This is a genomic window from Nocardia sp. NPDC052316 (assembly GCF_044547795.1).
In the GTDB taxonomy this organism is placed as follows: Bacteria; Actinomycetota; Actinomycetes; order Mycobacteriales; family Mycobacteriaceae; genus Nocardia.
Map to the genome: position 1 here is coordinate 22,203 of NZ_JBIUBB010000004.1, position 19,462 is coordinate 41,664.

Below are 19,462 nucleotides of genomic sequence, written 5' to 3' on the forward strand. Positions count from 1 at the left end.
GCTGGCGGCGGTGGCGACTGGCTGGCGGCGGTGGCGACTGGCTGGCGGCGGTGGCGACTGGCTGGCGGCGGTGGCGACTGGCTGGCGGCGGTGGCGACTGGCTGGCGGCGGTGGCGGTGGCGACTGGCCGGTGGCGGTGGCGACCGGCTGGCGGTGTACGAGCCGCTGGCCGGCGGTGGCGAGGACTGGCGATGGTAGCGACTGGCGGTGGCGAGCGGCTGGTGGCGGTGGCGACTGGCGGTGGTGGTAGCGACCGGCCGGCGGTGGTGGCGACTGGTGGTGGTGGTGACGGCTCATCGAGCCCGCTAGCTACGGGCGGGCTGATCGCGGCTTTCTACGGGCGGCTAGTCGGCGCGGCGCAGGGTGGCGGCGAGGTGGTGTTGCAGTGGTTCGCCGACGGCGGCCATGCGCAACGTGTAATCGATGGTGTCGCCTTTCAATTGAAAGGTGCGACCAAGGGCGGTAACGAGTTTCGCGGTGCCGGTGCGGCCGATACTGGTGGAGTCGAATTCCATGTGCAGCGCACCGTCGGCGACATTCAGTGCGCCCTCACATATTTCGGTGATTCCGGTGGGGTGCGCCAAGATCAATTCCACCCGGTCCGGGCTCGGACAACGCAGATAGCCCGTTTCGGCGTGCATCGGGCGGCTGCCGTCGGCGGCGCGGGTGCGCTGCCGGTAGGTGAGGAATGGGCGGCCGAGATGGCCGAACCGCACTTCCTCCAGGTAATCGAACGACTCGATGGTCGGGTATTCGCCGTGTCCGCTGCCACGCCAGGTGCCGAGCAGTGGGGCCAGGGGGGCGATATCGGGATGGGGCGCGATTGCGGGTTGGGGTTCGACCACGGCGCACAGCCTAAACCTTGTTGGTTCGTGGGGTGTTCGTATACTGCCGAATTCTGTTGGAGCTAAGGTTAGCATCGCCTAAACGTCAATCGTGGTGTGTGGCCCACAGAACTCGCCGGCAAATGTCGGCGGGCTCGGAGAATGCGCTTTCGACGCCGATGGCGCGTGCTCCGCTGTGCGTTTCGTCCCGGCAGGGCGAATCAGTCGGAAAGGACAAGAAGATGAGCGGACACTGCAGTGAGTTGCGCGGGGCCGGTGCGTGGCGGGCGCGGACGAGAAACGGTCTGTTGCGCGCCTCGGTGCTCGGCGCCGCGCTGGTGGTCGCCGTCGCATGTTCGGAGTCCAAGCCGGCCGACACCGAGGTGCCCGCGCTGGACGGCAATCGATACGTGCAGACCAACCTGGCCGCCAATAAAGCCGAGTACCAGGCTCTTTTCACCTTTCCCGACATGGTGAATGCCTGGGGTCTCGCCGATCGGCCGAAGGGTGCGGGCGGCCATTTCTGGGTGGGCGCGGGCGGCAAATCGTTCCAGTTCGTCGGCGATGTGACCGCGTCCGCGGACCCGAAGCTGCAGAAGCTGTTCCAGGATCCGCTGAAGATCGTCACCATTCCCGGCGCCGACGCCGACACCTCGGACAACGGCATCGGCAAGACCACCGGTGTGCTGTTCAATCCGGCGCCGATCACCTCCGACCTGTTCGTGGTGCGCGAGCAGCCGGTCGAGGTGAACGGTGCACAGCAAATGCTCAGCGGCTCGGCGCGGTTCATCTTCGCCACCGACTCCGGCAAGATCTCCGGCTGGACCGAGCAGGCCGCCGACGGCACCATCGTCCGGCAGGACGGACCCGCCAACCTGATGTTCGACGGCGAACCGCAGGGCATGCAGTTCTTCGGCATCGCGCTCACCCCGTCCGGTGACAAGCTGCTCGCCGCCGACTTCGGCGAGGATCCGCAGGTGCGCACCTTGGACAAGAACTGGCAGCTCATCCCGACGACGGGCTTCGCCAACCCGTTCGCCACCGGTGCCGCCATCGACGCCGCCGCACCGGACAAGGGCAAGAAGGTGCAGCCGGGCGACCCCGCCCCGTTCAACGTGTCCACCGTCGGCAACCGGGTGTTCGTCGCCTACGCCACCACCAAACCTGCCGAGACCGACCCGGCCAAGCTCGATGTCGGCGAAGAGGACTCGCTGGACAAGGATCAGGAGAAGGACGCGAAAGGTCTGCCGGACAAGGGCAAGGTCGCCGAGTTCGACGCCGACGGCAAGCTGGTGCGCGTGCTCGACGGCGACAAGCGCTTCAACGCACCCTGGGCCGTCACCGTCGCGCCCGCCGGCTTCGGCCCGCTCAGCGGCAAACTGCTGATCGGCAACTTCGGCGGGGCGGGCTACATTCTCGCCTTCGACGACGCGACCGGCGAGTTCGTCGACTACCTGCGCGATGCGGACGGCAAACCCGTTGCGGTCGAAGGTCTGTGGGCGCTGATGTTCGGCAACGGGGAAAGCCTCGGCGACGCCGACTCGCTGTACTTCACCGCTGGCCCGGAGGATGAGAAGGACGGGCTGTTCGGCAAGCTCCGCCTGAAGTAGACCCTGATGTCAACGGCCCGCGCTCGGGGAGTGCGGGCCGTTCGCGTTTATCCGGCCGCGCTAGGGAATCGACCAGAGTCGAATGGTTGCTACCTGATTTTGACAGACAACCATTCGACTCTGCTGAAGTGGCAAAGACGCGTGCCCTCCCGATTCCGCATAGTTGCGCTACCTGCCGCCCGAGGGTGCGGACGATCGGGGCTGGGTGTTCTGGGCACGGATTGCTTGCTCGACCTCCTCGACCGCAGTGCGAATCATGACGGCGTAGGGGGTCTCAGGGAGGGTGTGGAGCGTGGCTCGCGCGGCGCTGACCTCGCGTTGGGCGGCGGCGAAGGAGCTCAGCCTGCGATAGTTGTCGGCCAGGTTGAGATGCAGGGAGGGGTAGAAGCCTCGGACGTCCAGGCTGGGCTCGTACTGCTTGGCGCGGGTATTGGTCAACGCGTCCGCTGCGTCCATGGCCCGGACATCCCAGGTGAGGGCCTCGGCCGCGTCGTCGTACAGGTCGGCGAGGTAGTGGGCGAGGCTGCAACGGTGCAGCGGATCACCCTGCGGGCCAACGGAATTCCAGAGCGCCAGCAGGGACGCGCGGGCCGCGTCGGGGTGGCCTTCGTGCCCGAGAGTTACCGCCTGCGTGATGGCGGCCATGGTGTCGTCTGTCATGGCGGATGGTCCTTATCGGTCGAGTGGCTGCCGGGTCGGCATGGCCAGGGTGGTGAGGTCGCCGTCGGTGGCGGAACGCAGCACGACCGGGAGGTCGGCTGCGGCGATGTCGAGCATGAGATCAGGGCCCAGCGCGGTATGGATCGCGGGCAGCAGAGTCGCGACGTCGAAGCAGATGTCGATGGCGGCGCCGGTAACCGTGGCGGGGAGCGGGTGTCGGTGGTTGTTACCGGACACGGTGAGACCGGTCTTGGTGAGCTCGAACCGCACTGTCCGGGAATGGTTTTCGAGGGCATCCCGCAATGGATCTCGGGCAGTGAGTACCCGCGTTCGTACCGGTGCTAGCCCGGAGAGCACCGCTCGATAGTCGGGGAAGGGTTCATCGATCACTCGGCACCGTCGCTCGATGCCGTCACCGACGAGCACCAGCGCCTGATGCCCTGGGGCGGCGATGACTTCGTCTCGCAGGCGCAGCCATGCGATGACCGACGTGACGTCGCTCGCGTCGACGACCAACGCCCAATCGTCACCTTGTCGATCCCGCGTCACTACCGTCCGTGTCGACAGCCGATACCGATCGGTGGCGGTGAGCATTAACGAATTCGCGTTCGCCTCCACCAGAATCCCGGCGAGCACAGGCATGTCGCGATCGCTCGCCGCAGCGGCACGCACCTGCTCCAAAGCCGTTGCCAGTATTGCGGCTGACAGCACGACCCCCTCGCCTGTCGATCCGGCGCCGAGCGCCTGTTTGATCGACGCGGCAACGCGGGCAGCCTCCTGTGCCCGTCGCGTCAGCTCGCCGATGTGCTCGTCCAGCAGGCGTTCCGCGCGTTCGGTATCGCCGGACAGGATGTCGGAGATCGAGTCGAGCGGCACCTCGATCGCGCGCAACCTGCGGATCAGCGCCGCGCGTTCCCGCTGCGCCGCCGTGTAGTAGCGGTACCCGGTGAGCGGATCCACCCGTGCCGGAACCAGCAACCCACTGTCGCCGTAAAACCGCAGCGCACTGGCTGTGAGCCCACTCGCTCGCGCCACCGCGCCTATCGTGATCAACCCGTCGGACTCTGCCACCCCGTCATCATGGAGTCTCAGGTAGGCGGAAGGTCAAACCGTGCGATCGGCCGGATCGGTGAGTGTCGCGTCCCATCGCCGCGACCACTCCCAGACGCCCTGTAGAGCGACGCCGAGTTCGGTTCCCGCGGTAGTGAGTTCGTAGGACTTGTCCGCGTTCTTCACGATCAGCCCCGCGATTTGCAGGTGTTGCAGCCGCACCGACAGCATGCTGGAGGAGCAGTTGCCCATCCGGCGCCGCAGTTCGAGAAACCCGAGCCGCCCAGGTTCCAGCTCCCACAGCACGCGCAGCATCCACCGCTGACCCAGCAGTTCCATCGCGGCCAATACCGGTGCGTTCGCTGGATCGCCCCGTTCCTCGGGCGGCCTCGCCTCGCTTGCGCTTCTCATTTAGAACTACCATAGTGATTCTGAATTAGAAGCAATTCGTCGGGCCGCCGAGCCCGCAACCGAGAGGGAGACGGTGGTCGAACCAGCCGGACAGCGAATCGTTCTGATCACGGGCGCCTCCCGGGGCATCGGCGCCGAAACGGCGCGTATCCTCGCAGGCCGCGGCGACCACGTGATCATCAACTACCGCGAAAAGGCCAAGCGCGCCAACACGATCGCCGACGAGATCATCGCCGCGGGCGGCGGCGCGTCCACCGCGGGCGCCGACATCTCCGACGAGGACTCCGCCCGCGCCCTCATCGACGCCGTCACCCAGCAGTTCGGCCGCCTTGACGTCCTGATCCTGAACGCCTCCGGCGGTCTGGAACGCAACGCCGCCGCCGACTACGCCATGTCGATCAACCGGGACGCGCAAACTCGCCTGGTCCGACTTGCCTTGCCGCACATGCCATCCGGTGCCCGCATCGTCTTCGTCACCAGCCACCAGGCGCACTTCCACGGCCGCAAACCCGTTCCCGCCGAGTACGAACCCATCGCCGCCAGCAAGCGCGCGGGCGAAGACGCACTACGCGCCATGATCCCCACCCTCACCACTCACGGCGTCACCCTGCACACCGTCTCCGGCGACATGATCGACGGCACCATCATCGTCCAACTCCTCGAACGTCGAAACCCGGACGCCGTCGCCGCCCGCCGCGACACCGCGCCACTGCCCACCCTCACCGAATTCGCCACCGCCGTGGCCGACGCCACCACCAGTCCCGCCGAATCCGGCCACACCACCTACATCGGCGGACCCGACTACCTCACCACCGAGCCAGCCCTCTCGTAATCAGCGTCCGCACAGACCGACAGTGCGGGCGGCACCGGTACCGGAGCGGCGGTCAACTCCCGGCGGCAACCGCCGGACCGGTCGCCGCGGCTGCGTGCGCATCGAGCACGATTTGCCCGACTCGCCCGGGATTGGTTGCGTTGTCGCGTCGGTTGGGCATAGCCGCAGGTCATTAGTTCCGGGTGGCAGATTAAGGTGTGCTCACTCGAGGTTTGCCGAACCCGGATGGATGCGGCGGCAGGCTGGTGGGGGAGGTCGCTGACCAGCGCGTGTCGGAGGAACGGAAGTAGGTGAAATCGACGTGGAGGGGGGAAGTCTCGTTCACGCTATCGATGTGTGCCAGGTGCGCGATGGGCTGCGGCGGCAGCGCGGTATTCGGCACCCGGGTGTGCGGTCGTACGGCCGGGTGGGTGTGCTGTGCTGAACCACCCGGGCAACGACCGCACGCTTCCCGGGAAAGATCTGCTGCTCGCGGCTTTCCGCGGCTTCCCGCATGAGGACCATCCGATGCTGGAGGCGGCGGGCGAACTGGCGCAGCTGCATCTGGTCCGCGAGCGGACCCCGGCGACGGAGTCCGTCAAGATCGATCAGCGGCGCATCCAGCTGGTGCGCACCATCGACCGCTGGGTCACCTTGGCGACCCCGGTCCCGGAGGTCGCCGCCCCCGAACACACCGAAACCGTCGGCAGAATCGTGGACCGGCTCGCGGGGATGACCGCGCAGGCGTTCGCCGCGCTGGCCTACGCCCCGGAGGCGGTCTTCTACGACGCCTGGGTGCAGATCGAGGCGCTGGCCGACGGCTACCAGGACCTTATCGACGACCTGCGCTACGGCATCCGGCGATTACCGGACGACCCGTACGAGCGCTCGTGATCATTTCCCGCGGCCGAACAGCCGGAACGACCGACTCCGGCGCTGCGGCAATGTCGCGTAGACCATGGTCATATCGGCGAACACCTCCGCCTCCCGCTCCCGCTCGACGCCGAATTCGGTCCGGCCGAGCACATGCTCGATCGACTGCGGCGACAGCGACGGCAGCAGCAGCCCCAGCGTCGGCGGCACCGGTGTGCTGCGATCCGATTCCGTCGTGCCGTGACCGAGCAGCATGTGCCCCACCTCGTGCAGGATGATGTGGTCGGCATTGCGGTCGGTGGCGTCGACGTCGTAGACGATGATGTCGTCGTGTTTGCGCGCGACCCAGAGACCGCCTCCGCCGCAACCGATCTCGTTCAGCAGCGGCTTGGGCGCGGTGTGCAGACTGATGGAGCGGCCACGGTGCGCGGCGACGGCGGCGAGATAGCGCGCCAGGTTCCACGGGTTGGGGAGGGGCACGGTTCGGGTCGCGTCACCGAAACGAGCTTCCATGCTGGTCATCCCGGCACACATTACTCACCGTGCCGCGACTAGTCACCTAGTGCTCCGGGCGAACCCGGCGTGAGTTGGTGCACTGTCCAGGAACAAGATCCACTATTCGCCGGGTGGTGTGGTGGCGGCGGGCGTGGCATGGAAGGACCGGATCGCCAGGTGGTTGAGGCCCCACAGCACCACCCCGACCGCGAGCAGCACCCCCGCGATCGCATACTGCTGCGGATTGCGGTCGGTCCACGGTGTCACCAGGAACCCGCACGTCAGCGCGCCGATCACCGGGAGGGCGGTCGGCGTGCGGAAGTGCTCGTGCGACACGGGATCTCGGCGCAGCACCAGCACGGCGACGTTCACGATGGTGAACACGGCGAGCAGCAGCAGCGCGGTGGTGCCGCCGAGCTCGGGCACCTCGCTGACGACGGCGATCAGGCACAGCGCGAGCAGCGTGGTGAACAGGATCGCGACATAGGGTGTGCGCCGACCGGCGTGGACGTGCCCGAGCTGCCGGGGCACCACACCCTGCCTGGCCATGCCGTAGAGCAGGCGACTGGCCATCAGCATGTTGATCAACGCGGTGTTGGCCACGGCGATCATGCTGATGTAAGCGAAGACGTGCGTCGGGAACGCAGGCCAACCCACCTGCACGACCTGCAGCAACGGCGTGTCGCCCTGGCCGAGTTGCGCCACCGGTACCAACGCGATCGCGGTGATCGAGACGAGCACATAGACGAGCGCGGTGATGGCCAGCCCGGCCAGCAGCACCTTCGGGAAGATCCGGCTCGGCTGCTTGCACTCCTCGGCCATATTGACCGAGTCCTCGAAGCCGACCATCGCGTAGAAGGCCAGCGTGGTGGCGGCGATGACACCGCCGACCGCGGTCCGGTCGCCGGTGTCGAACTCGACGACCCGGCCGAAGTCGCCGTCACCGGCGCCGAGCGCCCAGCAGCCGATCCCGATCACGATCAGCAGACCAGTGAGCTCGACACAGGTGAGCAGGACGTTGAGCTTGACGCCCTCGCTGACCCCGCGCAGGTTGATCGCCGCGACCACCATCATGAAGGCCAGGGCGACCAGGGTGATCGCGATGCCCTTGCCGAGGTCGAGGTCGAAGGCCGCGGCGAAGTTGGCTGCGAAGGCACGCGACGCCGTGGCGGCCGAGGTGATCCCGGAGCACATCACCGCGAACGCGACCATGAAGGTCAGGAATTGGATGCCGAAGGCCTTGTGCGTGTAGAGCGCGGCACCCGCCGCATGCGGGTATTTGGTGACCAGTTCGAGGTAGCTCATCGCGGTGACCAGCGCGACCAGGAACGAGACCACGAACGGCACCCACACCGCGCCGCCGACCTCGTTGGCCACCTTGCCGGTGAGCGCGTAGATGGAGGAGCCGAGGATGTCGCCGACCACGAACAGCAAGAGCAGTCCCGGGCCCATCACCCGCTTGAGCTCCGGCTGCGATTCCCGCTGTGCGGTGACCTCGGCCATGCGGTCCCTCCCGATGTTCGAACAGATGGATGAAGTACCCCGAACCACTCGAAAGTAGTCGACCGACTTTTACTTTCGCGGCAAATCGCGCGACGCGATGAACCGAAATGCGCGCTGTCTCGGTATCTCCTACGACAGTCACCCGCGACATGCGGACAAGTGCCGGTTCCCGGCGAACCGGCGCGGATATCCGCAGGATGAGAGCGTGCAGATGAACCTGCTGACGGTGCAGTCGCGGCCGCGGATCGAGCCGGCCGCCCAGTGGTGGGTGCTGACCTGCCGCCTGATCCGGCCGTCCTGGCGCAATGGTGAGTTGGTGACTGCCGTGGTCGCGCCGACGGTGTTCACCCTCGGGTTCTATGTGCCGCTGAATCTGGTGATGAGCGGGTACGGGCACGGGCTCAGCAGCTACGCCCAGTTCCTCATGCCGATGATCGTGATGCAGGCGGTGGCCTTCTGCGCGACCTCGGCCGCGTTCCGCGCGGCCAGCGATGCCAAGGATGGGCTGACCGTCCGATTCGGCTCCATGCCGATGCCCGCGACGGCGCCGCTCGCCGCGCGGGTGACGGCGGCTATGTACCGTGCCGTGGTCTCATTGGCGGTCGCCGTGCTGTGCGGACTGGTGATCGGCGTCAGGTTCTATGGAAGCTGGTGGCATACAGCGGGTTTCATGGCCCTCTCCTTGTTGATCGCGCTGTCGTTCTGTCTGGGCGCCGACCTGATCGGCAGCCTTGCGAAGAGCCCCGAGGCGATCACGCAGGCGCTCATCTTCCCGCAGTTGATCCTCGGCCTGGTGTCCACCGGTATCGCGCCTGCGCACCAATTTCCGTCCTGGCTTCAGCTCTTCGCGCGCAATCAGCCGGTGTCGCAGTTCGTGTACGGTCTGCGCGCGCTGGCCGGTGATCCGAGCGGCAACGCGGGCGTCGTCGGCTGGCCGGTGCTCGGACCAGGGTTGGCCTGGGCGGTCGGGATACTCGTGGTGTTCGGCGCGCTGAGTGCGGTCGTCGCCGTGCGGAGGGCGGGATGACTCAGACGGATGATCGGGTAGCCGCGGCGAATCTGCCTGTAGTGCACGGTCACACCGAGACCTGGCGGCTGCTGGTGCCGCAGACCGTCATTCAAACCCGGCGGCTGCTGCTGCGCTGGTGGCGCGACCCGCTGACGATGGTGCAGTCGCTGGTGTTTCCGGCCCTGTTGCTGATCGTGTTGAATACCGTGCTCGGGAAGCAGATTTCGGTGTTCGCCGGCGCGAGCGCCCTGTACGGCTCGGTGCCGATGGTGGCGCTGGTCGGGGTGATGTCGGGGTCGCTGGCCGGTGCGATCACGCTCGGCCGGGAACGCGATCAGGGCCTGCTCGCACGATTGTGGGTGCTGCCGGTGCATCGAGCGTCCGGGCTGGCGTCGCGGATCCTCGCGGAGGGAGTCCGAATCCTTTTGTGCACCATGGTGCTGTTCGGGGTTGGCATGCTGCTCGGCTTCCGATTCGAACAGGGCCTGCTCGCCGGTATCGCGCTGTTCGGGGTGCCGCTGCTGTATGGGCTCGGCTTCGCGACGCTGGTCACGGCGGTCGCCGTCTACAGCGCGAAAGCGGCACTGGTGGAGGCGGTGTCGCTCGGATCGTCGCTCATGATGTTCTTCAGCACCGGCTTCGTGCCGTTGGCCGCGTATCCGCGCTGGGCGCAGCCGATCGTCGCGCACCAGCCGATGAGCCACGCGATCGACGCCATGCGCGGGCTGTCCCTCGGCGGGCCGGTACGAACCCCGTTGCTGGCCACGGTGGCGTGGTCGGTCGGCGCGATCGTGGTCTTCGCGGTGCCCGCCGCCATCGGCTACCGGCGTGCGAGCCGCGGCTAGTCGCCCATCCGCGCGGCGGCGTCCATGATCATCTCCGCGGAGTCGCGCGGGCTCAGCGCCATCGCGCGCAGCTGGTCGAAGATCACGCCGAAGCGCCGGATCTCGGGGTGGCCCTCGATGAGTTCGTCGCCCGCGATGCCCTCGACGTACACCAGTTCCGGGTCGGCCGGATCGTGGAAGTCGAGCAGGGTGAACGAGCCTGCCATGCCGGGGTGCGCGCCCGCGTCGAAGGGCAGGATTTGCAGGATCACGTTCTTGCGCTTGGTTTCCTGGAGCAGCCGATCGAGCTGGCCGTGCATGACGGCGGGCCCGCCGACGGTGCGCCGGATCGCGGCCTCGTCCATCACCACCCACAGCTCGAGCGGGTCCTCCTTGGTCAGGTTGGCCGCTCGGTCCATCCTGGCGCGCGCCCGGTCCTCCATGATCGCCGCTTCCACCTTCGGCATCGAGGTGTCGATCACCGCGGTCGCGTACTCCATCGTCTGTAAAAGCCCTGGGATGGTGGAGGTCTGGTAGTGCCGCGCGGACAAGGCCTCGGCCTCGAAATTGATGTACGCCGCGTACACCTCGGACACGCTGCCCTCGTACGCTCGCGACATACCCGGCTTGAGCGCGTCCGACAGCAACTCCATCGCGTCCTCGCGCTGCTCGTCGGTGACGCCGTACAGGTCGAGCATCGCCTGGAGGGTGCGCCGCTGTGGCCGCGCCTGCGCGGTCTCGATCCGGTACAGCGTGGTGACGTTGATACCGGTCTTCGCGCTCACGTCCTCTTTGCTGAGCCCGGCCTGTTCGCGCATGACTTGCAGCATCGAGGCCAACCGGCGTAATCGCACGGTCAGGACGGTGCGCTTGCCTGCCATGACCACTTCCCTTCGGTCTGCGCGCTGCGCGGCGCACTCGCGGGTCGGTGAGGAAAGTCCACGTCGACGGCAGAAGTGCCACGGGAGCGTGTTCGTAGAGGAAGCGTACCGCTTTCGATCTCGCTGCAATCCAAGGTTTTAGGTTCTCGCTCAGTAGGTTTTTCAGCCGCGTTTGTGGCGGAAGGCGTCGAGGCCGTTGCGGTTGAGCATGCTGAACGTCGTTTTCCACCAGGGCCGGGCGGGGTCGGGGTCGTTGCCCGCGCCGAGGCGGTGCAGTTGATCGGTGTGCCATTGCAGGTCCAGCGCGCCGTCGAGCGAACGCAGGCTGGTGACCTTGGACAGCGGGCCGCGCAGCCCCATCGCGATGCCGACGGTGCGGAGGCGTTCGTCGCGGCTGGTGAGTACGGCATCGGCGGCGTCGGGGGTGAGGCAGGTCGGTCGGCCGATGCCGATCACGTCGCAGCCGCCGGAGGCGACGGCGTCCGCCATGGCGGTGCGTGAGCGGAACCCGCCGGTGACGGCGAGCGGCAGCGTGCCAGCGGCGGCGCGGGCGGTCCGCGCGTAGTCGAGGAAGTAGGCCTCGCGGGCCTGCGTGCTCGCCGCCGGTGCGTCCTTGCGGCCCATCATGGCGGGGGATTCGTAACTGCCGCCGCTGATCTCGATCAGATCGAGGCCCTCGGTGGCGAGGCGTTCGATGACCCCGCGCGACTCGTCCTCGGTGAAACCCCCGCGCTGGAAGTCGGCGGAGTTCAGCTTGATCCCCACGGCGAAGCCCGGCGCGACGGCGGCGCGAATGCGACGGACCACCTCGACGGCGAAGCGCATGCGGCGCCCGGGATTACCGCCCCACCGGTCGGTGCGCTGGTTGGCGAGTGGGGACAGGAACTGCGACACCAGGTATCCGTGTGCTCCGTGGATCTGCACGCCGTCGAACCCCGCTATCTCGGCGATCCGCGCCGTGGTCGCGTAGCGGTCGATGATGTCTTCGATCTCGGCGTCGGTGAGCGCCCGCGGCGTCGGCATGCCGGGAATCTTCGGGGCGATCGCCGACGGTGCGACGGGCCGGGTCCTGGTCACCAACGGATTGGCTTGCCTGCCAGGGTGATTGATCTGCATCCAGATCGGCGCGCCGCCGTCGTGGGTCGCCTTCGCCCAGGCGGTCAACGCGTCGAGATCGCGCTCGTCGTCGACCACCACATTGCCCGGCTCACCGAGATGACCACGGTCGACCATCACATTGCCGGTGACCACCAATCCGTAACCGCCTGCGCCCCACCGTGTGTAGAGCCGAGTGAGTCGCTGGTCGGGTGCGTTGGCGGGGTTGCCCAAGCCTTCGCTCAAGGCCGATTTCATCAGTCGGTTGGGCAGGATCTGGCCGCACGGCAGTGCGAGCGGGTCGGCCAGGGTGGCGGCGGAGGTCATGCTGAGTCCTTCTGCTGGGCAACGGGTTCAGGATCGTGCGGCGGCCATCCGCGCGGTGCGGACCGCGAGTTTCTTGGCCGCCGCGAGTGGCTCCCACTTCGCGGGGTCGGCGGCATGGTCGGCCACGCCGAGGACCTTTCCGGCGCGGATCTCCGCGTCCAGGTCGCGCCCGCACGCCGCCCCCGCGGCATGCAGGCCGGACAGCATCGCGCCCTCGACCGCGGGGCCCCACGCGGTGCTCGCGCCACACAGGAACAGGCCGTCGATTTCGGTGCGTGTACCCGGCCGGAACGGCCCGAACTGGGTGAGGGACAGTTCGATTCCGTACGGCGTGCCCGCGGTGGCGCGGGTGTAGCGGTGCTGGGTCAGCGGGGTGGCCGCCTCGCACCACACGATGTGCTCGGCGATGCCGGGGATGACCTCGGCGACCCGCGCGATCATGATCTCGGTGAAAGCCGCTTTCACGCGCAGGTATTCGGGGTTGCGCTGATAGCTGTCGTCGCCGGCCGCGGGCCAGGCGGGCAAGCCCCAGAATTCGGGCTCGCTGGGGACGAGGGTCATCACCTCGAGTACCGAGGAGCCCGTCGGCGCGCCGTGCGGATTGTCCGGGTCCTTGACCGTGGTGACACTCACGTACGCGGGCAACCGCTTTCGAGCCTCGGCGATGCGCTCGTCCTTGGTGTAGCCCGGCTTGTTCTCGGACAGGGCTTGGAACAGCGAGGTGACGTCCTCGGAGGTCGGCAGCGAGTAGAAGTTGGTGTTGGCCATCCTGGTGCTCAGATCGATGTCGACGCCCAGATAGCAGTTGAAGAACGATTGCGACATCCGCAACCGCTCGACCCGCGCGATGGTGTTGCGGCGCAGGTGTTTTCGTCCGACGAGCTCGAGATAGGTCTGCTTGATATCGGCATTGGAGACCACGATCGGCGCGGTGAATCCGGTGCCGTCCTCGAGCTCCACGCCCGCGACCGCCTTGTTCTCGACCACGATGCGGCGCACCGCGGACCGGGTACGAATCTGTCCGCCGTTGGCGACGACGACCTCGCCGAGCCGGGTCGAGAGCACTTGTCCGCCCCCCTTGGGGAACCAGGCGCCGTCGCTGAGGAAGTTCTGCAGCATGAACGCGTGCACCGCGACGGGGGTGCGATGCGGTGGGCTGGCGTAGGTGCCGTACTGCACCGACATCGCGGCTTTCAGTGGGGGACTGAGCAGATGCGCGTTCAACAGCTGGGTCAGCGGAACCATCGCCCACGGCGCGTGCATACCGGCCGCCAGCAAGAACTTCGCGTTGCCGAGCAGGGACGCCGGGGTGCGACTGTGGTCGATGCTCGCGCCGATCCGCCGCAGAATGCCGACCACCCTGCGGATCCTTCGTGCCTCGGCCGGGAACGCCTCGATCAGGTTGCGCTGGTAGTTGTCCCAGCCCCGCGGGATCTTCAGCGTCAGGTCGGGAAAGACGATGGTGTCGAAACCGTCGGGGTCCAGCGGCAAGAACTCGATCTTCTTGTCCACTCCGAGACCGCGCAGGATGGTCGGGATCTGGCCGTTCGGCCCGCAATCGCCCAGATAGTGCACCCCGACGTCGAATTCCCACTTGCCCGCTCGTCGGAACACGTGGGTGCAGCCGCCGATCACGTCGTAGGCCTCGAGCACCAAGGTCCGCTTACCGGCCGCCGCCAGATACGCGGCGGCGGTCATGCCACCGATGCCCGCGCCGACGACGATCGCGTCGAAGGTGTGGTCCGCGTCCGGCGCGACGAGAGCGGTCATGTGTTCCTCCATGATCGAGCCTCGCCGAGGCGAGCTGGACCGTTGCTGTTACCAAAGGTCACGGGTTCCTACACGGTAGTAGCATGATCGGTCTACCGCAAGCCTGACGTGGGTAAGCTGCGACCATGACGATGCGTCCCCGTGAGCGGCTCATCATGGGCACGATCGACCTGATCCGCCGTCGTGGCGTCGCGGGCACCGGCATGACCGAGCTGCTCGCACACAGCAACACCGCCCGCCGGTCGATCTACCAGAACTTCCCGCGCGGCAAGCAACAGCTGGTCGAGGAGGCCACCAGGACAGCGGGCAAGGTGCTGGCCGCGGCCATCACCGCGACCGCGGAGTCCGGCACCGCCGCCGCGCGCCTCGCCGACTTCGTGCGGATGTGGAAGGACACGCTGGTGAACGCGGACTTCACCGCGGGCTGCCCGGTGGTCGCGGCGGCCTTGGCTGGGTCGGAAGTGCCTGCGGCGCCTGCCATCGCAGCGGAGGCCTTCGCCGAGTGGGAGGCGCTGATCGCCGAGCAATTGATCGCCGAGGACTTCGACGATGCGACCGCCGCGTCTTTAGCGACTACCGCGGTGGCCGCTGTCGAAGGTGCGGTGGTCATGTCCATCGCCGCGCGCTCGGTCACCCCGCTCGACCGAGTCGCGGCGCAACTCGATCACCTGCTCCGCTGCCGGCAGTCGTAACGCTGCGTTCGGTCGCTGCCGATCGGGCAGATCCAGCGCGCTGTCGGTGACGAATACGTGTTGGGTCGGTAGTCACGACCCGGATCGACGACTCGGGTTTCGAGCGATCCGCCGGTGAGCACAAATTGAGCAAAGGAGACTTCATGTCCTCCCGTTACCGTTTGATCGGCGCCGCAGTCGCAGGCGTAACGCTCGGCGCAAACCTGCTCGTCGCGCCAGGGGCAGCCGCGCCGAGTGCAGCGGATGACGAGTCGAGCATCACGTGTACGGAGACCGGCGACGTTACCTGGCTCAACGCCGGCATCGGGGCGGTAGCTCTGCCCGTCTTGTGGCGGGCTTCGGTCACCTTCAGCGACTGCACCGGTCCAGGCATTTCCGAGATAAACGCGAAGCCGATCCGGATGGACCTCACGGGGACTGAGATCGTCGCATGCGACGGACCGGTCGAGGCGCACGAAGGTAGCGGGAGGATCACCTGGTCGGACGGAACATTCAGTGACGTCAGTGAGACCAGTAAAAATCAGTTCAAGGAAGGTGGCTCCGGCCCCGGAACCTTCCCGATCGACATCGAGTCGGGCCACTTCAAGGGCCATGAGGCAATAGACGAAAACGAGGTGGAGCTGGCGGGTACCTGTCCGGGCGCGTCCGTCGGGACGCTCACCGGAACGTTCCACATCCGCTGACGGATGCCGGACCCTCCGGTGCGGAGGTGTCTGCGAGCGGAGCCGATGCTGCTTGCGCACCCGCACGCTCTTCCGGATCGACTGACGATGTTCCACCGCCGAGCCGCGCACGACGAGCCCCCGCCCGTCTCGTGCGCGGCAACGCATACGCGCACCCCCGACGAGGCTGAACATGACGAGTTCTTCGGCATCCGGCGGGTGGCAGGCGACGTCGAGACGCTCTGGCGTGCCGCGTTCGCCACTGTCGTCGAAGCCGTTGTCGCACATACGCCGAGCTATCAGCACGAGGAGCTGTGCGCCGCTTTGACCGCAGCGTTCCCCACGCTCGGCTTGCCGTCGGTACAGCCACCGAACGAGCCACTGTGGCACGGCCTCGACTACTGGGTCCGTGGTCATCAACTGTTCGCGGTCTTGACTCAGGCCGCCACGGTGAGCCTGCGCTACGCCTGCACGCGGGCGCGACTCGGCGATACGACGGCTGCCGCAACTGGTCTCGTCGCTACGGTGGCCGTCTTTCGGTGCAGCGCAGCGGCTTTGCAGCTCACTGCCGCATTCGCCGCCGAGGAGTATCGGCAGCGGGTGCGGCCGTTGATGGAACCTCCTCGCGTCACCCAGGGTTTCAGCGGGATCCTGTCCGTCGACCATCGCGCGCTGGTGCACGTTCTGCGAAAGTGGCAGTGCTACAGCGAGATCCGCGAGTTGTCCGGCGAAGCCGCGCTGATGCGGGATGCCCTTGCCGATGTATACGCGGCGCACGTGGGCGTGTGCGAGCGCTTCGTCGGCGAGCAGGCGCCCAGTCTCCGTACCGCGGCCACCGGGCAGCAGTCCGCGGCGGTGCGGGTGCTGCGCGCGCTGGGGCGACGCCGACTGGGCTTGGTCGATGGGTCCACAGATCGATAGGAACGCGCCGCCACTCAGTCGTCGCCGAGCAGTCCGGTCGCGGTCTTGCTGAGCAGTTCCCATGCGGCGATGACGTGTTCGTCTCGGGTGGCGGTGCCGCCGATGGCGAGCCGGAGGGTGAAGGAGTCTCGAACCCTGGTGTGGGACAGGTAGATTCGTCCGGACCCGTTCACCGCATGCAACAGCTGCCGATTGGGCTCGTCGGGACCGCGCAACCGGAAGCAGACCAGCGAAAGCGGATGCGGGGCCATCAGTTCGAACCGGCCGTCGGCGGCCACCCACGCGGCGAACCGTTGGGCCAGCGCGACACTGTGCCGAATGTGCGCCCGCAGCCCTTCGGCGCCGTAGCAGCGGATCACGGCCCACAGTTTGAGCGCGCGGAACCGCCGTCCCAGCGGCACCTGCCAGTCGCGGTAGTTCACCACCCCTTCCGCCTCACGCACAGTGCCGCGGAGATACTCGCGCACCACCGCGAGCGCACCGACCAGTGCCGCGCGGTCGCGGACATAGCAGGCGTCGCAGTCGAAGGCGGTGAGCAGCCACTTGTGCGGATTCGTCGCATAGGAATCGGCGTAGTCGGCCACGCCGTGCTGGATCCAGCGCAGCTCCGGGCACACCGCGGCGACCCCCGCGTAGGCGGCGTCGACGTGCAGCCACGCGCCGAACTCGGCGCAGATCGGGCCGATCCGGTCCACCGGGTCGATGGCGCTCGTCGATGTCGTTCCTACTGTGGCCATGACCATCACCGGGATGAGCCCCGCCCCAACATCCTCCGCGATCGTGGTCCGCAACGCCGCCGGGTCCATCGACGAGTCCGCGCGTGTGCCGATGAACCGCACCGCCGCCGTGCCGAGACCGGTGATCCGTGCGGCCTTCTCCAGTGCGGAGTGCGCGTCGGTCGAGGTGTAGACGCGGTAGCGGGCCCGGTCTACGCCCTCGGTCTGCACGCGGCCGTCCGAGATCCGGTGCAGCGCCGCGAGCAAGGCCACGAGGATGGCGCTGGACGCCGAGTCCTGGATGACGCCGCCGCCGCTGCCCGCGAAGGTGAAGCAGTCGGGCAGTCCGAGCAGGCCTGCGAGCCAATCGAGCACGTGCTGTTCGAGTTCGGTGCAGGCGGGGCTGGTCTGCCACAGCATGCCCTGCACGCCGAGGCCGGCCGACAGCAGCTCCGCGAGCACCGCCGGGCCCGACGTGCTGGACGGGTAGTAGGCGAAGAACCCGGGATGCTGCCAGTGCGTCAGCCCGGGAACCAGGATCGAGTCGAGATCCGCCAGCACGGCGGTGAAGGCTTCGCCGGTCTCCGGTGGCGTATCCGGCAATCCGGCCCGCACCTGTCCGGGCGGCACCTGGGACAACACGGGCAGCGACGCCACCCGGTCCCAGTAGTCGGCGACCCAGTCGACGACCGCACGGCCGTGTCGGCGGAATTCCTCGGTGGTCATGTGGTCGGGCGCGGGGTGCATTCCTGATATTCGATCCGGTGACGCGCGCGGATAGGCCACGAACGGTGGAAAGTGCTGCCGGGCACCAAAGCTTCACGGATCGGAAACCTGGGGAAACCTGGTGTTCGGATCGGGCACGTAGGTTCACGCGTTATGACTGGGGCGGGATCGACCTCGAAGCGGTTCGGGCACATCGTCGTTGTGGTGACGGCCGCGTTGGCGCTGATCTTCGGGCTGTCCACGGGTGCGTCGGAGCAGGCGCGGCCGGTGCGGGCGGACGAGGCGATCATGCTGGTCGGTGCCGCTGTGCCGCAGCGGGCCTGGGACACGCTGGCGCGGATCGACGCGGGAACCTGGCCGCCGAATGACGGTTCGGGCACCAAAGGTGGTGGGGTCTGGTCGAACCGGGAGGGGCGCCTGCCCGCCACCGACTCGGCGGGCAGCCGGATCGCCTACCAGGAGTGGGACGTCAACATAAAGAAACCGGGGCAGACTCGCGACGCCGAACGCATCGTCACCGGCAGCGACCGATCCGCCTGGTACACCGGTGATCACTACGCCAGCTTCACCCGAATGCGTTGAGCGGGCGGGGCTGGATTGCGGCGCAGGCGGTAACCCGCCTTGACATGATGTGCGGCTGGTATCGGGGCCTGTGGCATGGCGGGCAACCGATCGGCATCCACGCGAACGGGAGGAAGTAGCGTCGATTCGTACTCCGCGTGGTCGCCGCACACCTACGCTGGCGTGCAGTGGAAGTCGGCTCTCGTATTGTCTCGCAATCCGCGGCGACACCCTCGGCTCAGGTGGCGCTCGAGGTGTCGTCAGCGCGCGGCAGCGGATGCTCGATTCCCCGCGTAGCGGCCGGTTGCAGCAATGCAGACGCACTCTTGCGTTCTTGCATATGTAAGAGCATGATCCAGCTAGCCTAGTTGTGAACAACCGATCCGATGACCGGGATAACCGAATCGAGAGCCAATTATGTTGGTACAAAGCGTGTTGGTATCGGGCGCACTCGGGGTGACACGATGAGTGCACCTACCGTGGGGGTACTGCCGACAGCTCCGCAATTATTGTGTGCCTTTCAAGGACGCCGTTTCCAAGATCGGGAAATGCTGCGTTCCGCGCATGCGCTCGCCGAACTGCATGCGCGCAGGCAGCAGGTGCGCGACACCGCATTGATCATCGAAATAGATTATCGCCGGGGTGAACTCGTCGACGAGATCAACGATTGGATCGGCAAGGAAATGCCGCAGCATCGCAACGGCGCGTCGCTGCACACGGAAAGCCTCGGTGCGGTGGTGGACCGGATGGCGCGCAGCTGGGTGGACGCGAACCAAGCCATTGACGTCTCGGGCGCGCGTAGCGACAATACCCATAAACATTGGTACCACCTGGCCGAACTTGTTGATGGGTACACTGATCTGGTAACCGACGTGGCCGGTGGCCGGCGTCGATTGCCTGAGCAGTGATCTTCTCGACCGATGTTCGCACCGCGATAGTGACACTGCCCCGACAGCGTCGCTTGCCAGATAGGGCGACGTTCAGCGTAGTCATCCGACCAGTGACTCTCTCTGAATGATCACGTCGTCACAGTGACGGCGG

The 19,462-nt window shown here is 67.1% G+C and carries 21 protein-coding genes; 11 read left to right on the top strand and 10 right to left on the bottom strand.

Going from position 1 to position 19,462, the window contains the following annotated elements; all coding sequences use genetic code 11:
* The coding region (locus tag ACIHA7_RS18365; protein ID WP_397290892.1) for a hypothetical protein at nt 1-198 on the top strand (198 nt) is incomplete at its 5' end.
* Between the two features lie 146 nt (nt 199-344).
* Here ACIHA7_RS18365 and ACIHA7_RS18370 read toward each other — a convergent pair.
* The gene (locus ACIHA7_RS18370) at nt 345-845 is read right to left on the bottom strand and encodes a peroxynitrite isomerase (RefSeq protein WP_397290894.1); all 501 of its coding nucleotides are present in this window, start codon (nt 843-845) and stop codon (nt 345-347) included.
* A gap of 221 nt (nt 846-1,066) precedes the next feature.
* On the opposite strand from ACIHA7_RS18370, the gene ACIHA7_RS18375 reads away from it, so the two are divergent.
* Nucleotides 1,067-2,434: a TIGR03118 family protein gene (locus tag ACIHA7_RS18375; protein WP_397290896.1), complete on the top strand. Its 1,368-nt coding sequence runs from the start codon at nt 1,067-1,069 to the stop codon at nt 2,432-2,434.
* Nucleotides 2,435-2,602: 168 nt separating this feature from the next.
* Here ACIHA7_RS18375 and ACIHA7_RS18380 read toward each other — a convergent pair whose 3' ends face one another.
* Genes ACIHA7_RS18380 through ACIHA7_RS18390 form a run of 3 tightly spaced genes read right to left on the bottom strand, consistent with a single transcriptional unit; the run spans nt 2,603 to nt 4,555 of the window.
* Nucleotides 2,603-3,094: a hypothetical protein gene (locus ACIHA7_RS18380; protein WP_397290898.1), complete on the bottom strand. Its 492-nt coding sequence runs from the start codon at nt 3,092-3,094 to the stop codon at nt 2,603-2,605.
* A gap of 12 nt (nt 3,095-3,106) precedes the next feature.
* Complete coding sequence (locus ACIHA7_RS18385) at nt 3,107-4,165, bottom strand: MerR family transcriptional regulator (RefSeq protein ID WP_397290900.1); 1,059 nt, start codon at nt 4,163-4,165, stop codon at nt 3,107-3,109.
* Nucleotides 4,166-4,198: 33 nt separating this feature from the next.
* Nucleotides 4,199-4,555: a winged helix-turn-helix transcriptional regulator gene (locus tag ACIHA7_RS18390; protein ID WP_397290902.1), complete on the bottom strand. Its 357-nt coding sequence runs from the start codon at nt 4,553-4,555 to the stop codon at nt 4,199-4,201.
* A 73-nt stretch (nt 4,556-4,628) separates the two neighbouring features.
* Here ACIHA7_RS18390 and ACIHA7_RS18395 point away from each other — a divergent pair, with 73 nt between their 5' ends.
* A complete protein-coding gene (locus tag ACIHA7_RS18395) occupies nt 4,629-5,387 on the top strand; it encodes an SDR family oxidoreductase (protein WP_397290904.1) in 759 nt (252 codons plus the stop codon).
* 417 nt (nt 5,388-5,804) lie between these two features.
* Nucleotides 5,805-6,260 carry a DUF4254 domain-containing protein gene (locus ACIHA7_RS18400; protein ID WP_397290906.1) on the top strand — a complete coding sequence of 152 codons (456 nt, stop codon included), beginning with the start codon at nt 5,805-5,807 and terminating at the stop codon, nt 6,258-6,260.
* Here ACIHA7_RS18400 and ACIHA7_RS18405 read toward each other — a convergent pair whose 3' ends face one another.
* Both ACIHA7_RS18405 and ACIHA7_RS18410 read right to left on the bottom strand, forming a co-directional pair.
* Complete coding sequence (locus ACIHA7_RS18405) at nt 6,261-6,761, bottom strand: hypothetical protein (protein ID WP_397290908.1); 501 nt, start codon at nt 6,759-6,761, stop codon at nt 6,261-6,263. It abuts the gene before it with no gap.
* Nucleotides 6,762-6,854: 93 nt separating this feature from the next.
* Nucleotides 6,855-8,237, bottom strand: coding sequence for an APC family permease (locus ACIHA7_RS18410; protein ID WP_397290910.1), 1,383 nt, complete (start codon nt 8,235-8,237; stop codon nt 6,855-6,857).
* 211 nt (nt 8,238-8,448) lie between these two features.
* Between ACIHA7_RS18410 and ACIHA7_RS18415 the strand changes: the two genes are divergently transcribed.
* Both ACIHA7_RS18415 and ACIHA7_RS18420 read left to right on the top strand, forming a co-directional pair.
* Nucleotides 8,449-9,264, top strand: coding sequence for an ABC transporter permease (locus ACIHA7_RS18415; protein WP_397293078.1), 816 nt, complete (start codon nt 8,449-8,451; stop codon nt 9,262-9,264).
* Nucleotides 9,261-10,091 (top strand): ABC transporter permease, encoded by an 831-nt coding sequence (locus ACIHA7_RS18420; protein WP_397290912.1) that lies wholly within the window; start codon nt 9,261-9,263, stop codon nt 10,089-10,091. The genes ACIHA7_RS18415 and ACIHA7_RS18420 overlap by 4 nt, the downstream gene beginning before the upstream one ends.
* On the opposite strand, the gene ACIHA7_RS18425 is transcribed toward ACIHA7_RS18420, so the two are convergent.
* The 3 genes from ACIHA7_RS18425 to ACIHA7_RS18435 all read right to left on the bottom strand — a co-directional run bounded on the left by ACIHA7_RS18425 (nt 10,088) and on the right by ACIHA7_RS18435 (nt 14,143).
* A complete protein-coding gene (locus ACIHA7_RS18425) occupies nt 10,088-10,951 on the bottom strand; it encodes a helix-turn-helix domain-containing protein (protein WP_397290914.1) in 864 nt (287 codons plus the stop codon). The genes ACIHA7_RS18420 and ACIHA7_RS18425 overlap by 4 nt on opposite strands.
* 162 nt (nt 10,952-11,113) lie before the next feature.
* Nucleotides 11,114-12,373, bottom strand: coding sequence for an NADH:flavin oxidoreductase/NADH oxidase family protein (locus ACIHA7_RS18430; RefSeq protein WP_397290916.1), 1,260 nt, complete (start codon nt 12,371-12,373; stop codon nt 11,114-11,116).
* Between the two features lie 27 nt (nt 12,374-12,400).
* The gene (locus tag ACIHA7_RS18435) at nt 12,401-14,143 is read right to left on the bottom strand and encodes a phytoene desaturase family protein (RefSeq protein ID WP_397290918.1); all 1,743 of its coding nucleotides are present in this window, start codon (nt 14,141-14,143) and stop codon (nt 12,401-12,403) included.
* Between the two features lie 125 nt (nt 14,144-14,268).
* On the opposite strand from ACIHA7_RS18435, the gene ACIHA7_RS18440 reads away from it, so the two are divergent.
* The 3 genes from ACIHA7_RS18440 to ACIHA7_RS18450 all read left to right on the top strand — a co-directional run bounded on the left by ACIHA7_RS18440 (nt 14,269) and on the right by ACIHA7_RS18450 (nt 16,418).
* A complete protein-coding gene (locus tag ACIHA7_RS18440; protein ID WP_397290920.1) occupies nt 14,269-14,835 on the top strand; it encodes a TetR/AcrR family transcriptional regulator in 567 nt (188 codons plus the stop codon).
* A 143-nt stretch (nt 14,836-14,978) separates the two neighbouring features.
* A complete protein-coding gene (locus ACIHA7_RS18445) occupies nt 14,979-15,518 on the top strand; it encodes a hypothetical protein (RefSeq protein ID WP_397290922.1) in 540 nt (179 codons plus the stop codon).
* A 45-nt stretch (nt 15,519-15,563) separates the two neighbouring features.
* Complete coding sequence (locus tag ACIHA7_RS18450; protein WP_397290924.1) at nt 15,564-16,418, top strand: hypothetical protein; 855 nt, start codon at nt 15,564-15,566, stop codon at nt 16,416-16,418.
* 14 nt (nt 16,419-16,432) lie between these two features.
* Here the strand turns inward: ACIHA7_RS18450 and ACIHA7_RS18455 are convergent, their stop codons facing one another.
* Nucleotides 16,433-17,881, bottom strand: coding sequence for an aminotransferase class V-fold PLP-dependent enzyme (locus tag ACIHA7_RS18455; RefSeq protein ID WP_397290926.1), 1,449 nt, complete (start codon nt 17,879-17,881; stop codon nt 16,433-16,435).
* Between the two features lie 132 nt (nt 17,882-18,013).
* Between ACIHA7_RS18455 and ACIHA7_RS18460 the strand changes: the two genes are divergently transcribed.
* Nucleotides 18,014-18,442, top strand: coding sequence for a ribonuclease domain-containing protein (locus tag ACIHA7_RS18460; RefSeq protein WP_397290928.1), 429 nt, complete (start codon nt 18,014-18,016; stop codon nt 18,440-18,442).
* A gap of 527 nt (nt 18,443-18,969) precedes the next feature.
* Nucleotides 18,970-19,329 carry a DUF4254 domain-containing protein gene (locus ACIHA7_RS18465; protein ID WP_107658318.1) on the top strand — a complete coding sequence of 120 codons (360 nt, stop codon included), beginning with the start codon at nt 18,970-18,972 and terminating at the stop codon, nt 19,327-19,329.
* The last annotated feature ends 133 nt before the right edge of the window (nt 19,330-19,462 follow it).

What these genes read in the sequence shown, in the direction of transcription:
- ACIHA7_RS18375 (WP_397290896.1), top strand. Translation starts at nt 1,067, where the DNA reads ATGAGCGGACACTGCAGTGAGTTGCGCGGGGCCGGTGCGTGGCGGGCG.
- ACIHA7_RS18380 (WP_397290898.1), bottom strand. Translation starts at nt 3,094, where the DNA reads ATGACAGACGACACCATGGCCGCCATCACGCAGGCGGTAACTCTCGGG.
- ACIHA7_RS18390 (WP_397290902.1), bottom strand. Translation starts at nt 4,555, where the DNA reads ATGAGAAGCGCAAGCGAGGCGAGGCCGCCCGAGGAACGGGGCGATCCA.
- ACIHA7_RS18405 (WP_397290908.1), bottom strand. Translation starts at nt 6,761, where the DNA reads ATGACCAGCATGGAAGCTCGTTTCGGTGACGCGACCCGAACCGTGCCC.
- ACIHA7_RS18410 (WP_397290910.1), bottom strand. Translation starts at nt 8,237, where the DNA reads ATGGCCGAGGTCACCGCACAGCGGGAATCGCAGCCGGAGCTCAAGCGG.
- ACIHA7_RS18415 (WP_397293078.1), top strand. Translation starts at nt 8,449, where the DNA reads ATGAACCTGCTGACGGTGCAGTCGCGGCCGCGGATCGAGCCGGCCGCC.
- ACIHA7_RS18420 (WP_397290912.1), top strand. Translation starts at nt 9,261, where the DNA reads ATGACTCAGACGGATGATCGGGTAGCCGCGGCGAATCTGCCTGTAGTG.
- ACIHA7_RS18425 (WP_397290914.1), bottom strand. Translation starts at nt 10,951, where the DNA reads ATGGCAGGCAAGCGCACCGTCCTGACCGTGCGATTACGCCGGTTGGCC.
- ACIHA7_RS18430 (WP_397290916.1), bottom strand. Translation starts at nt 12,373, where the DNA reads ATGACCTCCGCCGCCACCCTGGCCGACCCGCTCGCACTGCCGTGCGGC.
- ACIHA7_RS18435 (WP_397290918.1), bottom strand. Translation starts at nt 14,143, where the DNA reads ATGACCGCTCTCGTCGCGCCGGACGCGGACCACACCTTCGACGCGATC.
- ACIHA7_RS18440 (WP_397290920.1), top strand. Translation starts at nt 14,269, where the DNA reads ATGACGATGCGTCCCCGTGAGCGGCTCATCATGGGCACGATCGACCTG.
- ACIHA7_RS18445 (WP_397290922.1), top strand. Translation starts at nt 14,979, where the DNA reads ATGTCCTCCCGTTACCGTTTGATCGGCGCCGCAGTCGCAGGCGTAACG.
- ACIHA7_RS18450 (WP_397290924.1), top strand. Translation starts at nt 15,564, where the DNA reads ATGCTGCTTGCGCACCCGCACGCTCTTCCGGATCGACTGACGATGTTC.
- ACIHA7_RS18455 (WP_397290926.1), bottom strand. Translation starts at nt 17,881, where the DNA reads ATGCACCCCGCGCCCGACCACATGACCACCGAGGAATTCCGCCGACAC.
- ACIHA7_RS18460 (WP_397290928.1), top strand. Translation starts at nt 18,014, where the DNA reads ATGACTGGGGCGGGATCGACCTCGAAGCGGTTCGGGCACATCGTCGTT.
- ACIHA7_RS18465 (WP_107658318.1), top strand. Translation starts at nt 18,970, where the DNA reads ATGCTGCGTTCCGCGCATGCGCTCGCCGAACTGCATGCGCGCAGGCAG.